We start from the raw sequence: 14,325 nt of genomic DNA on the forward strand, positions 1-14,325 counted from the left end.
CCTGCACGTGCCGCACGCGCACCCGGCCGGACGCTCGGTCGCAGCGCCCGGCCGTGCTACCTGGTCCTTTTGCCTGATGATCCTCAGTCCATGCGCCGCGGCGCGCCCAGCAGACCCGTTTCGGCGTCCGTCGGCTGCGTCAGCACGAACTGGTGGTGGTTGCGCGTGCACCACAGCATGGCGTTGTCGCTGAGCGTCGGCAATGCGGCAGCCACCTGGCGAGGCAGCCGCATGATGCGCGTGACGACTTCGGCTTCCTGCGGCGAGAGCCGCTGCAGGCCGAGCAGTTCCGCCCGGGCCAGCAGCCGCGGCGCCTTCGGGCCCAGGAAAGGCAGCAGCGTGATGACCGACTGCCACGAGCTGGGGGCGAGTTGATTGCGCGGCGGCTGCGCACCACAGTCCCGTACGACGAGCACGGGGCTGGAGACGGAGGGGCCCTGCGGGGCGACCTGCCTGACCTCGTGGACGGACACACACTGCTGCCCGCCGCCCGCGGCCTGCGCCATCTGCCCCCACGCCTGCGGGCGGGCGGTCTCCACTGTGACCCGCGCGCCGACGGCGACCGTACGCAGGGCCAGCAGCTGGGCGATCCACATGCTGCCGACCACCACGACATCGAGCGGCTTGGGGCGCAGAAGGCTGAGCACCGCCGGCTGGTTCTGCGGGTCGACGCCGATCACGACCCCGTCGTCACCCACCGGCAGCGTGAGGTTGTCGAGGGCCTCCACCGGCACCAGATGCCGGTTGCGCCGGGGGCCGCGCAGCCCGTAGCCCGGGTGGAGGCGCTGCGTCGGGAGGGCGGGCTGCGCTTCCTCGGACTCCGGGATGGGCAGGTGCGAGGGCCGTCCGGGCCGGTTGCTCCAGTTGTGCTGGTTGTTCCAGTCGGCGCGCTGGGGATAGGTGGGCGCGGACATCAGCGGGTACCTCCGAGGGGGAGCGTGGCCAGAACACCGGGCAGCTGCTCACGGTCCAGCCGTACGAGCCCCACCTTCACCGAGCCGGCGCGACGCTCCAGCTCCTTCTGCGCGGCCGTCAGTTCGTTCTCACTACGGGACGACAGCCGTACGTACCCGGTCAGTCCGCGGTTGTTGCCGCTGCCCCGGGCCGCGGTCAGGCTGAAGGTGCTCGCCATCGCGCGCGTGCCCTCCAGCAGCTGGGCGATGCCCGCCAACGGTGCCGCACCCGGCCCGAGCTGGGGCCAGCTGCGGATCCAGTACGAGCTGTGCCAGCGGTCGTCGCACCGCCACGCGCGCGTGGTCTCCTGGGTACGCCGCGTCGTACGGCCGTCCCGGCCCGCCGCGTTGTTGGCCCGCGGGTTGGCGCAGGCGGCGACGCCGAGCGCGGCGATGACCTCGAGCTCCTCGAGTACGCGCGCGCTCAGCCCGTAGCCGTTGAGCCGGCTGACCAGGTGGTCCGCGGCGCGCAGCAGCGTCCGCTGGGCGCCGGCGATCCCGCCGCCGCGCGCCTCGATGGCCTCTGGGCACAGCTCGGGGTCGAGCTTCAGGGCAACCCAGGTCAGCTGCACCGCCGGCGTCTGCGATTGCGCCTGCAGCGGGGCGTACGAGCGGGCGGCGATGGCCTGTTCGGGCAGGTGCGGGGCGGGCGCCGGCTGCGTGTACTGCACGAACTGCACGGACTCCAGGTGAATATCCTCGATGTCCAGCGTCGAGTGCAGCAGGTGGAGCGGAACGGGGCGGCTGCCGCGGGCCGGGCGCAACGGTTCGTCCCGGACCTCCACCTGTACGAGGACGGTGAGGAAGGTACCGTCACCGACGAACCCGATGGCACGGTCCTGGCGGTCGTGGAACTCGTAAGTCCGCAGACCCGGTTCGGCCTCGACGACCGGCGCGAAGGCGGATTCGACCCCCGGCGGCACGGGAACGGCCTCGTGCCGGCGCCGCTTCATGGCACGGACGGTGGCGATCCAGTCCGACAGCGGGATCCGGCGACGGCGGCCCAGCGCGAAGATCAGCAGCAGGGCGGCGACGATGCCGGTGCCGACGAGCACCAGCGGATGGGTCACCAGGCCCACCAGCACCAGTGCCGCCGCGATTTGTATGAGCACCAGTTGCTGCACGCGTACGCCGCCGATGTTGCCGGTCTGCGCCCGCAGGCGGGGCGTCACTGGCGCGGCGGGCCGGTGCGGTTCTACTGTGCCACGGCGGGGGGCAGACCTCCGGCCCCGTGCTCCCGCGGCTGCTTCGTGGCTGCCCGGCTGGACGGGCTGCTGCCGCCCATCGCGGCGTCGGGTCCTGGTGGCGCTGGACATCCCCCGGCGTGCTCCTCTGCTTATCGGCGCCTCGGCGTAGCGACCGCCGTAACGGTTGGTGCTCGGATGGTTATCCCCAACTCGGCACCCGTACCGTACGGGTCGATCATCACACGGCATAGTAGAGGGCGCGTCGGCGAGACAGCCGGGGGCGGTCACTGATGGTTCCGACAGACGGACAGACGGGGAGTCAAGGCAACAATGGCATCACGGCGGGACGAGCTCAATGCGTACAGCTTCGCGCGCAAGCGCACGGTGGCTTCGTTCCTGAAGCCCCTGCCGAACGGCTCGATGGAGAGCGCGCCGCGGCCCGTGCGCACGATCCTGCCGACGGTCGTGATCGGCACTGTCCTGGTGGTGGGCTTCGGCGCCTGCGGAATCATCAAGCCCGCCGCACCACAGGGGTGGGACAACGCGGGTGAAAAGGTGATCATCGGCGGTGATTCGACAACCCGTTACGTCGTGCTGAACACCGGGGAGAAGGACAAACACGGGAAGCCGAAGACGCTGCTCCACCCAGTTCTCAACCTGGCGTCCGCCAGACTCCTCCTGGACCCCTCCAAGTTCGGCGTCATCAAGGTGGAGGAGTCGGTCCTGGATGGCGCCGACGCCCCGCCGCACGGTCCGACCATCGGCATCCCGTACGCCCCCGACCGGCTGCCCAGCCCGGATGACGCCCAGACGAAGAAGACGTGGGCGCTGTGCGAACAGCCTGGCGACGGTCAGGGGACCAAGGCGCAGAAGGCGGTGTTTGTCTTCAGCGAGCGGGACAAGAACCGCAAGAAGGTGGTGGACGGCGGTAAGGGCAGGCTGAACCCGCGCAAGGCGCTCTTCGTGCAGGACGAGGAGGGCGTGCAGTATCTGGTGGACCACCGCGGGGTGGCGCACCAGCTCGATGCCACCTGGGCGGCCAAGCAGCTGGGCCGGCCGGTCTCGGCGGAGACGCAGACGCAGCTCGAGTCGCTGCTGCGCGGCATCCTCTTCGGACAGGCGGAGCCCCAGCAGGTCACCGACGAGTGGATGAAGACCCTTATCAAGAGCCCGCTCCCGATCTTCATGCCGCCCCTGGAGAACGCGGGCCTCGCGTCAACTGCCACGGGCGTTTCGGGGGCATACCGCACCACCGGCAAGGTGCTGGAAGCGGACGGCAATTACTACGTCGTACTCAAGGACGGCGTGGCCCCGGTGTCGCCCTTCGTGGCCAAGCTGCTGCTCGAGGGGTATGTCGGCAAGGCGGCGTACCAGAACGTGGACCCGAAGCCGATCCACGTCGGACTGGCGAGCATTCAGGCAGACAAGCCGCAGTTCATGGGGGAGATCGCCGGGCACAAGGTGCCGTGGCCGACTGAGCAGATCTCCCAGGCGAACACGATCGACCAGGATGGCGCCGGCAACAAGACCATCTGCAGCGTCTACTACGGCGGCAACAAGGCACTCGGCGGGGTGGACACCGGTTACCGGGACATGTCGACGTGGGCGGGCAAGGACTACCCGGCACCGATCATCGACGGCAGCAGCACGGCGTACGTGTCTCCGGGCAGCGGCCTGCTCTACAAGCAGGTGACGGGGAAGGCGAAGGACGGACCGCTCTTTCTGGTCACGGACACCGGGCTGCGCTACTCGGTGCAGGTGAACAACGACAGCGCGACCAGCTCCGGCAATGCGGACAAGGAGCAGAACCAGGCGCAGATCCGGCTGGGGTACGGGCAGATCAGCTCCCCGCCGCTGGTGCCGAAGGAGTGGTCGCAGCTGCTGTCGGCCGGCCCGGCGCTGAACACCGATGCCGCGAGGCAGCCGCAGGGGTCGTGACGTACGTGACCGGGAGTATCCACAGAAGGTCCACGGACGGTCCGCGGAACGTCCACCGAACGTTCGCGAAGGGGCGGTTGCTCCTCAAATCATTTGCGCGGATGACCGGTTGAGGATTGTAGTGAACCCGTCACAATTGGCTTCCCCACGTTGGGGGATGTCAGACCGGGTGGCTAGAGTGATAGCAGGCACCAAACAGGCGGTGCCGACCGTACGGGGGTTCACGGCTTCGTACGGGTGGCGTGCGAGTCTCATGGGGGACGTTGACACATGGCTGGTCAGCAGTTCACTACGACCGAGGAGGAGATGGTCGCATTCAGCGGCAAGATCTCCACGGTCAACAGCTCGATCCAGGGCGAGATCCGGCGACTGCAGACGCTGGTTGACACCATCACCGGCGGCTGGAAGGGCGCGGCGGCCAACGCCTTCAACACCATGCAGACGCAGGTGAACGAGGACGCGACCAAGCTCAACCAGGTCCTGGCCGACATCAAGGACGCGATCGACCAGACCACGCAGAACTACGTGGCCTCCGAAGAGGAGCAGCAGCAGATCGTGTCGAAGTCCGCGGCCCAGGCCTCGCCGTTCGGATGACCGGGACGCGTCGCTCCGCGGCGCAGCCGGCCCGTTGATTCGACCCGATCTCATCAACTCCCCGAGGAGACACGATGTCATCCCCGATTCTCGTTAATTTCGCGACGATCCAGCAGGCCGCTACTGATGTGCGCCACACGGCCAGCAACATCAAGCAGCAGCTCGACGACCTCGAGAGCGGCGTGAAGCGCATCGCGCAGAGCTGGGAAGGTGCCGCGCAGGAGGGCTACCAGCAGAAGCAGCAGGAGTGGGACAAGCGCGCCGCCTCCCTGCACGCCACCCTGGAGTCCATCGCCAAGGCGCTCGACCAGGCCGCCCAGAACTACGAGGCCACTGAGAGCAAGAACCGTTCGATCTGGCACTGAACGCCAGAGACGACTGGCAGCCTCACGGCTCGCACAGTGAGAGAGGGCGGGCGCGCTGTGACGGTGCGCTCGCCCTCATTTCCGTATCCGATCCATGTACGTGCGTACGTGCCGATGGAGAGCAGAAAAACCCGTGGGATTCCGCGTCGTAGGACACCGAGCCGGACGTCGGCGTAACGCCGCTCGCGCCCTGGCATCCGCCCTGTGCGCCTTCGGCCTGTCCTGCGCCACCGCCCTGCCGGCCGCGGCGGGCGACGGCGACGCCGGCGTTCAGCTGAACAACGGCGAATGCCACTTCCCGTCCGACCCGATCAAGGGGACGCCCTGGTCGCTGCAGCGCCTGCTGTTCGATCAGATGTGGGCCGACACCCAGGGGGAGGGCGTCAAGGTCGCGGTCATAGACAGCGGCGTCGACAAGAGAAACCGTCAGCTCAGCCCCGTGGTGGTCAAGGGCAAGGACTTCATCGACAAGGGTGACGGCACCAACGACCCGGTCGGCCACGGCACCAAGGTCGCCGGCATCATCGCCGCACAGCCGAGCAAGGACACCGGCTTCGTTGGCATCGCACCCAAGGCGACGGTCGTCCCGATCCGCTCGAACGATGCGGAGGGCGGCGGCAAGGTGCCCATCCTCGCGAACGCCATCGAATACGCCATTGCGCAGGGCGTCGACATCATCAACATCTCGCAGGGCGCGACGGCGACTCTGAAGCCTGGAAGCGTCCTGGAACAGGCGGTCAACCACGCCAAGGAAAAGGGCATCCTCATCGTTGCGTCCGCGGGGAACAACGGCGCGAGCGGCAGGCAGAAGGACACCTACCCGGCCGCTTTCGACAGCGTCCTGGCCGTGGCGGCCTCAGACCGCAACGACGAGCGCGCGCCTTTCTCCCAGCCCGGGTCCTTTGTCGACGTCGCCGCGCCCGGCGTGGACATGGTCTCCACCGTCCCGGGTGGCGGCCACTGTGTGGACAACGGCACCAGCTTCGCGGCTCCGTACGCCACGGGCGTCGCCGCGCTGATCATGTCCAGGCATCCGGACTGGTCAGCCGAAGAGGTCATGTGGCACATGGAGCAGACCGCGGACCGCGTCCGGCCAAACCGCGACATCAACGTCGGCTGGGGAGTTGTCGACCCGGTCGCAGCCCTGAGCAACGACGACAAGCCAACCGGCGAGCCCACGCCGGACCAGCACCACGCCACTGGCATCAGCGCCGATAGCATCCGGCCGGCCCCGCTCATCCTCGGCGAAACCCCGCAGGAGCGGAACGTCCGCTACGGGACTTACATCATCTTCGGCGGCGTGCTGGCTTGCGCGGTGGTCATCGGCGGCGCCTTCGCGATCCGCGACTACCGCCGCAAGACGTCAATCAATACTCACGGGGAGGCCATCAGTGGCTGACGAATACAGCGTTGACCTCGACAGACTGGACGAGGTCGCGAAGAAGCTCAGTGGCGTGCTCAAGGACATGCAGACGACCAGGGGCAAGGCGGCACACAGCACGTACCTGCCGAAGGGGGCCTTGGGCACCGACTTCGAGGAGGAGGCCGAACTCCACGAGAAGCACCGCAAGATGAAGGAGTTCATCGACAAGCAAATCCTCCAGAAGCTCGAGGACTTCATAGACGACCTCAGGGACAAGACCGTCAAGACCCATGGGTCCTACTCGGACAATGAGCAGAACACTGTCAACGCGGTGAACAAGAGCTCGCAGGGCGACTTGGCCTGAGCGGTGACGATGACGGCAGGAAGAACACACCTGATCATGGGGGCGGAACATGGGTGAACCCAAGGCTGAGATGTGCTATAGCGAGACGCACACCACCAGGTTCTACGAGCGCACACTGCCGGACTTGAAGAACATGCTGGCGTCGGCGAACCCGGACACTGTGGACACAGTGGCGGACAACTGGATGCACATCCACGAGTCGTTGGTTGGCGGGTCGGATGGCGGCATCAAGTCGATGCTGGACAACGCGGTCCGCGAAGTCCTGGAGCACTGGAGCGGCGCTGCCGCTGAGGCCTTCCAGAAGCGGGCCGACGAGATCAGCCGGAACATCGAAAGCGGCGCCCAGTGGGCGCAGCACGTCGGAAGCGGCATGAAGACCGCGGCCAGCTCTCTGCGGTTCTACAAGCGCGAGCTGGATAACGTCCAGATGCCCAGTGGCACGGACAGCGCCTGGGACTTCGCCACCGACTGGGACCGCGACGATGGCCCGACGAAGCAGAAGCTCGCATCGGGTGTGCCCACGCGGCAGGTGCTGGAGGACGAAGAGAACAGCCTGTCGGCGGGCAAGGAGGCTCAGCTACGGGGCGCCATCGTGATGGAGTACTTGGGGGCGTCGTACCGGTCAACGAACAAGGCGATGGGTGAGCCCAAGGGCTGGAGTACGCGAGGAGGTGACGAGCAATGGGATGGAAGCGGGCCGGACACCAATCCCATGCCTGCCGTCATCCCAGTGCCTCCGTCCGTCTCTTCCCCAAGGCGGCAGAGCCCAAGTGCTATGTCCCCCGGTGCTAAAGGCCCTGGCTACGCGTCTCCGAGTGGCGTGCCCTCACCCCGACCGCAGGGCATCACCGGCGGGGTCAGCGGCCCACCGAAGCCGACAGCCCCGCCGATTAACACTGGCCTCGATGGCCTTTCCGGAGGCGCGGGCGGACTTGGCTCGGGTGGTGGCCTCGGCAAAGGTGGTCTTGGTGGCGGCCTCGGCGGTGGTCTGGGGGCAGGCGCTGGTGGTGCTGGAGCCGGGGCCGGGGCCGGAACCTCGGGGATGCCTGGCATGCCGGGAGCAATGGCTGCCGGAGCTGCCCGCGGTGGCGCAGGTGCGGGAGCCCGCGGCGGGCGTCCAGGCGCGCCTGGCATGGGCGGTGGTGCCGGAGCCGGAGCAGGCAAGGCCGGGGCCAAGGGAGCTGGCCGAGGTGGGCCTCTGGCACGTCAGAAGGGTGGCGTCATCGGTGCCGCCAAGGGCAAGACTGGTGCAGGGGCACAGGGCGGTTCCGGTCTGCATCGCAGCCGTGGCGGCACACAGGCTGGCAAGCCTGGTGGCAGCGGCAGGGGGATGGCCGGCGCACACGGTGCACATGGCGCTAACGCGAACAAGGACAAGGAGCGCGGTCAGCGTCCCGACTACCTCGTGGAGGATGAGGAGACGTGGACGCCGGAGCGTAATGTGGCTCCTCGGGTCATCGAGTAAGTAGCTGCCGAACGGCAGTCGGCGGAACGAACATGGGGCCCGCAGTCTTCGGGCTGCGGGCCTCACCTGTTGAGGAGAGGTGTTACGGCATGAGCTTCACGCGAGCGCTGCGAGCGGTGGGCGGCGCGGTAGCGGCGGGAGCGCTACTCATCGGAACCGCGCCGACTGCATCTGCAGACCAGATTAGAGACGAGCAGTGGGCCCTCGGTGCCTTCAGCGCCGAAAAGGTGTGGAAGCAGTCGACAGGAAAAGGCATTACAGTTGCAGTTATCGACAGCGGTGTGAACAGGAATCACCCAGACCTCAAGGGTAATATTCTCCCTGGCGGTAAGAATTTTACTACTGGCGACCCTGCAGATCAGGAGAGCCACAACGACCACGGTACGTCTATGGCCGCGATTATTGCAGGGCACGGGCATGGGCCAGGGGACTCTAGAGGGATCAAGGGGCTGGCCCCGGAAGCAAAGATTCTCCCCATTAAGTATGCGGATTCCGATGATGATGGCGCAATCAACGCCAGTCTTGCACAACCGCTGCGATACGCAGTGGATCAGGGGGCTAAGGTCGTCAACATGTCCTTTGGCGGTTCGTCGTCTCTAGGAGACGACGAACAGGCTGCGATTGCGTACGCGGTAAAACACGACGTCCTGTTGGTAGCGGCGGCGGGGAACAGTGGAGCAAGCACCGTCGAAAACCCTGCTTCTGCACCGGGCGTCGTTGCAGTAAGTGCCGTCGGTGAGGACTTGAAAACCTGGGATCGTTCCAACTATGGACCTCAGGTCCTTCTAGCTGCCCCTGGGGCTGATATCAGGATCACGGGTGCGAATGGGCAATATGGAAGGGGCAGCGGTACCTCGGAAGCCACAGCCTATGTCTCTGCCGCAGCGGCGTTGATTCGGGCTAAGTACCCTGATCTGACAGCTGGCCAAGTCGTCAACCGGCTGACCAAGACGGCCCTCATGCCGAAGGGTGAGGGCAGCGCTCCTAACGACCACTACGGCTACGGCATCATCCGCCCCCTCCGCGCCCTGACCGAGGACATCCCGGCCGGTTCGAAGAACGGACCGCTGAAGATGCCCGAGAACGTGCAGTCAAACAATGGCGGTGCTGGTGCTGCCCCGGACTCGCCTGACACGGGATACCAGGCTGAAGACCAGGCCGGAGTCCCGAACATCGTGATTCTCGGGCTTGTGGCCCTAGGTGTCATCGCGGTCGTGGCTGTCATCGTGATTGCCATCGTGGTCTTGAAGCGCAAGAACCGCGGCAACGTCCCGCCCCCTGGCGGACCTGGCGTCTATGGAGCACCGGGTGCGGCCGGGCTCCCGCCGCAGCCGAACCCCTACCAGCAGCCCAGCGCTCCCGGTTCCTACCCGCCTAGTCCTCCCACTCAGCCCCCGGGCCAGTGGTAATAGCCCTGTCGGCGTTGCACTATGGGCCGACCTGCGGCATCACGTCTTTTTATGCTGCAGGTCGGCTCAGCCATTTGGAACCGACTGGGTAAGGAGGTCGAAGGCTGGCGATCAGTAGAAGCAGGTACACGATTCCGAGTTACTGGCAGTCGCGCAGCAGGGGTGTATGCATTGCCCCAACAAGAGAGGCAACGGCACTACAAAACCACCGCCCCGGCAACGGCCAGACATCCAGCCAGCAATCGCGCGATGATTCCACATTTGCTCCAACATCAACGCGTGATGTCCTAAAAGCACCGCTCGCCAAACTACCGGATAGGCACGCGACGCTTGATGCCAGCCCAGACCCGGATAACTGCCTGCCCGTCATGGACGCTGAAGCGACCAACCACACGGCATAAATCCAGACTTGTCCGCTATCAAAGTCTTCGCTCTCATGAAGCCTTCACAGCCCAGACACCCGCGAGCCGGTAGGCGGACTGCAAGGATCTCGGTGGCGAACGCATGCGGGAGTTTGAGGGGGGAGCTGAATCCGCTTTGGGCGGGCTTCACGTGAACAACGAGAAATTTTCCGTTGGCAGCCTCCCACCGAGGGGTGCGCTGCTGGGGTGCCAGGGAGCAGCCAGTCGTATCACAGCTACAAACGTACGTCACCACTGCTGGGCCGCGGCGCAAGCCAGTTCATTGCCACAGACATTCTCACCGCCCCGATCGCGGCCTAAATCGCCTCATCTCAGCACCAGCCATGCAAGGCACTCCTCATCGCAGCCGCAGCCTCCAATGCACCGCTCCAGACTTTGCACAGTGTCCACAAGAGCCAATAGTTAACAAGCGGGAGAACACCAACCCATGGGGGATCAGTTCAAAACTGATGTGGGCCAATTGGCGGCATTCATCAAGACACTCGAGGGCTGTATCCAGGATCTCAATGCGGCGCGCGAGGCCCTGGCTGATGTGCGCGCTGATCAAATAGGGACGAAACGTCTGGATGATGCCTGTGACGGCTTCCAGGAGCGCTGGAAGTACGGAGCAGAGCAGACCAAGGAGATGGTCGACGCCATCAATGAGGGCCTCAAGGAAAACAAGAAGGCTTACGAAGAGGTCGAGGAAGCCTTGGAGAAAGCGTTCAAGAACTTGGAGAAGGCGTCGCCCTCGGGCGGTGGGAACGGGGGAGCGAAATAGTGGTGGCGAATCCCTATCCGAACCTCGGCTGGAATCCTGTTCTTGGCGTACCCAGTGAGGTCAATGCGCTGCAGCGTAAGGTCACCTCCGCAGCGACGGCGTTGCGCACCTGCCATAACCAGCTCCAGAGACTCATTGGGGAGAGCAGTTACTGGCAAGGTGATGCGGCGACGGAGTTCCGCAAAGCGATCGACGGCGAGCTAGAGACCTACATCAAGAATGCTGCGCGTTCCCTGGAGAAGGCTTCTGCGCAGCTCAAAATTTGGGATGAGGATCTGGCGTCCAACCGCGATCTGGCACGGAAGTACGACGAAGAGGCAGGCGAGAGGAAGGCCGCTGCCAAAGCTGCCAAGGACCGCCACGTCCAGGCTGAGGAAGAGCCAGATCTCAAGCTTGCAGGCCAGGAGTTCACCACCCAGGAAGAGGCCGATGCGGCGACGACCCGGCTGAGGGCGGCTGAGAGCAACCTCAGGGAGGCAACGACCGCGCTGGAGAGCGCCAATAGCGCGTACAACGACGTAATTCGCAAGGCGAAGGTTCTGGAGACTCAGCACGCGGATCAAGCTGAGGCTGTCGCCAAGGCTCTCGACGGCGCCACCGATAAGCTTGCGCCAAAGCAGGGCTGGCTGAGCAAGGCCGTCAGTGCCATTGGGGACGCCATTCTAGATGGCCTCAAATTCCTGTACGACCATGCAGGAACTATCGGTGCAATTGCAGGACTCCTGGCCCTCTTCCCAACACCACTGACCCCGCTCTTCGCCGGTATCGCGATCGCCGCAAGCGCAGCATCCATGACCAAGAATCTCACTGATCCGAAATTCAGGAGCGCCCTGTACGGAGATAAGTTCGGGTGGAATATGCAAACTTTCTCTGCATGGGCCTCCGTAGCTGGTGACACGTTGGGCATGATCCCAGGAGGCAAAGCATTGGGAACGGCAGGAAAGGAAGTTGCGGAGGGTCTAAGTACAGCTGGCAGGTGGGGAGTTGGCGTGTCCAAGACTGAGAAGGTGGCTGCCTTCTCGAGGGAATATGTTGGCGCCGTTGCATCGGAGGCTAGGACTGGAGCTACTTCTGCCTGGCAAGCTGCCCAGGAAAGCGCCTCCGGTTCAGCCAAGCTCATGGGTGCCATCAGCGCCAACGGTCTCAATGTCGCTGCGAATACGGTGTCTTCTTTGGAGACTCTTAAAGTCGTTGGCGACGAAGGCGCAGCACATAACGCTGCGGAGGGCACCAAAGCTGCCGCCACAGCCCATAGCATCGCCGGTATGCTGGGTTGGGCCTGAGGCAAATTACTGTATCCCTGGATGGATGACACAGTGATCGAAATCTTCGCCGAGTCAGCCGGCAAACCAAAGGCGGATTTCTGGTACGCGCTTCCGCATGGCTATCTGCAGTTGGATCTCAACCCTCCACTGGAGGAGCTCATAGCACTCGTCAAGCAGGTACTTAGCGCGCCCGACGACATGCGCGAGCGCGCAGAAGAGGTAATCCGGTTCTACACCGCTATCGTGACCTCAATGAATGCACAAAACGTGCATGGATGCGCAATCGGTCTGCATCCGGACGACGACGGTGGATGCGCGTTTTCCGTACTCACCGTCTCGACTGTCCCGATGGTTGGAGTCAACCCAAAGCTTGTAATCGCCAACATGGCGGGTGACAACCGGGACGAAGGCGTGCGCCCCCTGAAACTTCCGTGCGGTATCGGCTTCCTCTCCGAGAAGGAGCTACGCACGCTCGCACCGGGCAAACCCCCCGAGGGCAGCGAAGGCCCCCGGGAGGGGACCGTATGGCAGGGCACGATCGCGGTAGCAGGTCCTCCCAGCGGTCCCGACATCATCGTGCTGCAACTCGTGACGCCCGCTGTCTATCTCACCGACGACTATCGGAATGTGCTGCTTGGCATCGCGCATACCCTTTCCTTCACTGATCCCGCGCTTCTGGAAGCAACAAGCGACACCGAGGGCACAGAGGAGAGTTCCGCTGGCGACGTCAGAAACACCTTCGGATGAGGCGTGGGCGAAAACAAACCTGGAAGGGGACAGAGTGTCAGAGGGGAACCAGATCGCGAACTCACTCAAAACGGTCGACGTAGGGCAGGTGCTGAAGCGGAACTACTTCCGCTTGGCCCAGGACTTGGTACTTCGTATCGCAATCATCGCAGCCTTGATCACTACCGTGAGGATGCTATGGAAGTTCCTTCACTGGGACTCCCCGCTCATGGGTGTGTTTGTTGTCCCTGCGGCCTACATCTTTGTCACTACGGCTTACAGATTCCTCTTCAGCATTCGGATCACCGTATGCAGGAAGGTGCTCCAGCACTACCCTCTCGAGTTCCGTTCTCGCGTAGCAAAGAAAGGCGCAGGCAAGTGGACCAAGCTCGGGGGCACCATTTTCACCCTCAAGATCATGGATCGCGGACTTCCAGGGGCGCCGCACATGCGGGCCGCCAATACGGTGGGGCGCAGCCGCTGGCCCAAGGGCATCGAGGACGGCGTATGGGTGGCGGGTGATCTGCCCTTCGGAGGTGTCATCGTCGTCCCCGGCAGTTACGAAATGCTATTCATGCAGCCGGAGCAGTGGGAGAAGTTGGCCCAGCGACGAGAGCAGGCCGACGCCGAACGTATCGCGAAGGCGACGCAGGCCGGCCTTACGCGAAAGGTCCTGTACTGAGGCAACCGCAGCAGCGCTCCTATGCCGGTGGCGGTGGATGGCGCCGCGACGAGCGCGCCAGCGACGATGTGAGGGACCGACAACGTGAGTGATCAGCCACCGCCGCAGATGCCCCAGTCTGGATTCGGCGGCCAGAATCAGCAGTATCCGGGTGTATATCCGGCTCAGCCGGCAGTGCAGCAATATCCAGGTGGTCAGCAACATTCGCCGTACGCGGGCGGGCATCCGCAGCACCCGGGCGGGGCAGCTCCATCGGCGTACCGGCAGGTGCCATACGGCAGGTACGACGCCTACGGCCAGTGGCCGACGTACGGTGACGCGGGCTTCGGCGGTGAAGACGAGGTTCCCACGCGCCGCACCGGGCTGATCGTGGCCATCGCCATGGTCGCCGTTGTGGTACTGGCTGGAGGTGGTTTCCTGGCGTGGTGGGCGTTCGGTGGCGAGGAAGGCGGTGGGGCCCAGAGTGCGCGTGCCGGCAAACGTGGCGACGCGAAGAGCAGCGTGGCAGCGGAGAAGCTGAGCTCTCCCGCGGTGGTGAAGGCGACCCCGGTGGATCTCTACTACGACAAGGCGACCACCGAGAGGCTCTTCCCGCCCGAGAAGCGAGACGCCTCGAAATACCCGGAGTTCAAGGGGTTGACCCAGATCGACTCGGCCTACCACCCCAAGAGCGGAAGGGCCGGCATGCTGACCGTTCACACCGGAGCAGGTGCGGTTTCCGACCCGGCCAAGCGTGTCGAGGCTGCCTTCTCCCCGAACCAGATGGCTGTCGAGCCAAAGGACTTCGCCCTCAAAGATCCTGAGGCTCATGGAGCGGTAGCTGTCAAGTCCA

13 protein-coding genes and 1 pseudogene are annotated in these 14,325 nt (G+C 64.8%); 12 read left to right on the forward strand and 2 right to left on the reverse strand.

Annotated elements, in window-relative coordinates; genetic code table 11:
* Positions 1 to 83 precede the first annotated feature (83 nt).
* Positions 84 to 914, reverse strand: a complete 831-nt coding sequence (locus ACY34J_RS14890) for a hypothetical protein (protein WP_462726886.1) — start codon at positions 912 to 914, stop codon at positions 84 to 86.
* Entirely contained in the window at positions 914 to 2,125 is a 1,212-nt protein-coding gene (eccE, locus tag ACY34J_RS14895; RefSeq protein ID WP_462726885.1) for a type VII secretion protein EccE, read from the reverse strand. The genes ACY34J_RS14890 and eccE overlap by 1 nt, the downstream gene beginning before the upstream one ends.
* 345 nt (positions 2,126 to 2,470) lie before the next feature.
* Between eccE and ACY34J_RS14900 the strand changes: the two genes are divergently transcribed.
* From ACY34J_RS14900 to ACY34J_RS14955, 12 genes and pseudogenes are all read left to right on the forward strand, one after another.
* Entirely contained in the window at positions 2,471 to 4,078 is a 1,608-nt protein-coding gene (locus ACY34J_RS14900; protein ID WP_462726884.1) for a type VII secretion protein EccB, read from the forward strand.
* 270 nt (positions 4,079 to 4,348) lie between these two features.
* Positions 4,349 to 4,672, forward strand: a complete 324-nt coding sequence (locus ACY34J_RS14905; protein ID WP_462726883.1) for a WXG100 family type VII secretion target — start codon at positions 4,349 to 4,351, stop codon at positions 4,670 to 4,672.
* A gap of 74 nt (positions 4,673 to 4,746) precedes the next feature.
* A complete protein-coding gene (locus ACY34J_RS14910; protein ID WP_462726882.1) occupies positions 4,747 to 5,037 on the forward strand; it encodes a WXG100 family type VII secretion target in 291 nt (96 codons plus the stop codon).
* Positions 5,038 to 5,170: 133 nt separating this feature from the next.
* Positions 5,171 to 6,436 carry a type VII secretion-associated serine protease mycosin gene (gene mycP, locus ACY34J_RS14915; RefSeq protein WP_462726881.1) on the forward strand — a complete coding sequence of 422 codons (1,266 nt, stop codon included), beginning with the start codon at positions 5,171 to 5,173 and terminating at the stop codon, positions 6,434 to 6,436.
* On the forward strand, positions 6,429 to 6,764 hold the full coding sequence (locus ACY34J_RS14920) for a hypothetical protein (RefSeq protein WP_462726880.1): 336 nt from the start codon (positions 6,429 to 6,431) through the stop codon (positions 6,762 to 6,764). Before mycP ends, ACY34J_RS14920 begins: the two co-directional genes overlap by 8 nt.
* 49 nt (positions 6,765 to 6,813) lie before the next feature.
* Complete coding sequence (locus ACY34J_RS14925) at positions 6,814 to 8,229, forward strand: WXG100 family type VII secretion target (RefSeq protein WP_462726879.1); 1,416 nt, start codon at positions 6,814 to 6,816, stop codon at positions 8,227 to 8,229.
* An 89-nt stretch (positions 8,230 to 8,318) separates the two neighbouring features.
* Positions 8,319 to 9,638, forward strand: a complete 1,320-nt coding sequence (locus tag ACY34J_RS14930; protein WP_462726878.1) for a S8 family serine peptidase — start codon at positions 8,319 to 8,321, stop codon at positions 9,636 to 9,638.
* An 849-nt stretch (positions 9,639 to 10,487) separates the two neighbouring features.
* Entirely contained in the window at positions 10,488 to 10,820 is a 333-nt protein-coding gene (locus tag ACY34J_RS14935; RefSeq protein ID WP_462726877.1) for a hypothetical protein, read from the forward strand.
* A gap of 2 nt (positions 10,821 to 10,822) precedes the next feature.
* Positions 10,823 to 12,103, forward strand: coding sequence for a hypothetical protein (locus ACY34J_RS14940; protein WP_462726876.1), 1,281 nt, complete (start codon positions 10,823 to 10,825; stop codon positions 12,101 to 12,103).
* A gap of 21 nt (positions 12,104 to 12,124) precedes the next feature.
* Entirely contained in the window at positions 12,125 to 12,832 is a 708-nt protein-coding gene (locus ACY34J_RS14945) for a hypothetical protein (protein ID WP_462726875.1), read from the forward strand.
* A gap of 34 nt (positions 12,833 to 12,866) precedes the next feature.
* Complete coding sequence (locus ACY34J_RS14950) at positions 12,867 to 13,493, forward strand: hypothetical protein (protein WP_462726874.1); 627 nt, start codon at positions 12,867 to 12,869, stop codon at positions 13,491 to 13,493.
* Positions 13,494 to 13,760: 267 nt separating this feature from the next.
* A pseudogene (locus ACY34J_RS14955) lies at positions 13,761 to 14,325 on the forward strand (hypothetical protein); the annotation flags it as partial.

The sequence above is a fragment of the Streptomyces sp. HSS9-12 genome (assembly GCF_054963655.1).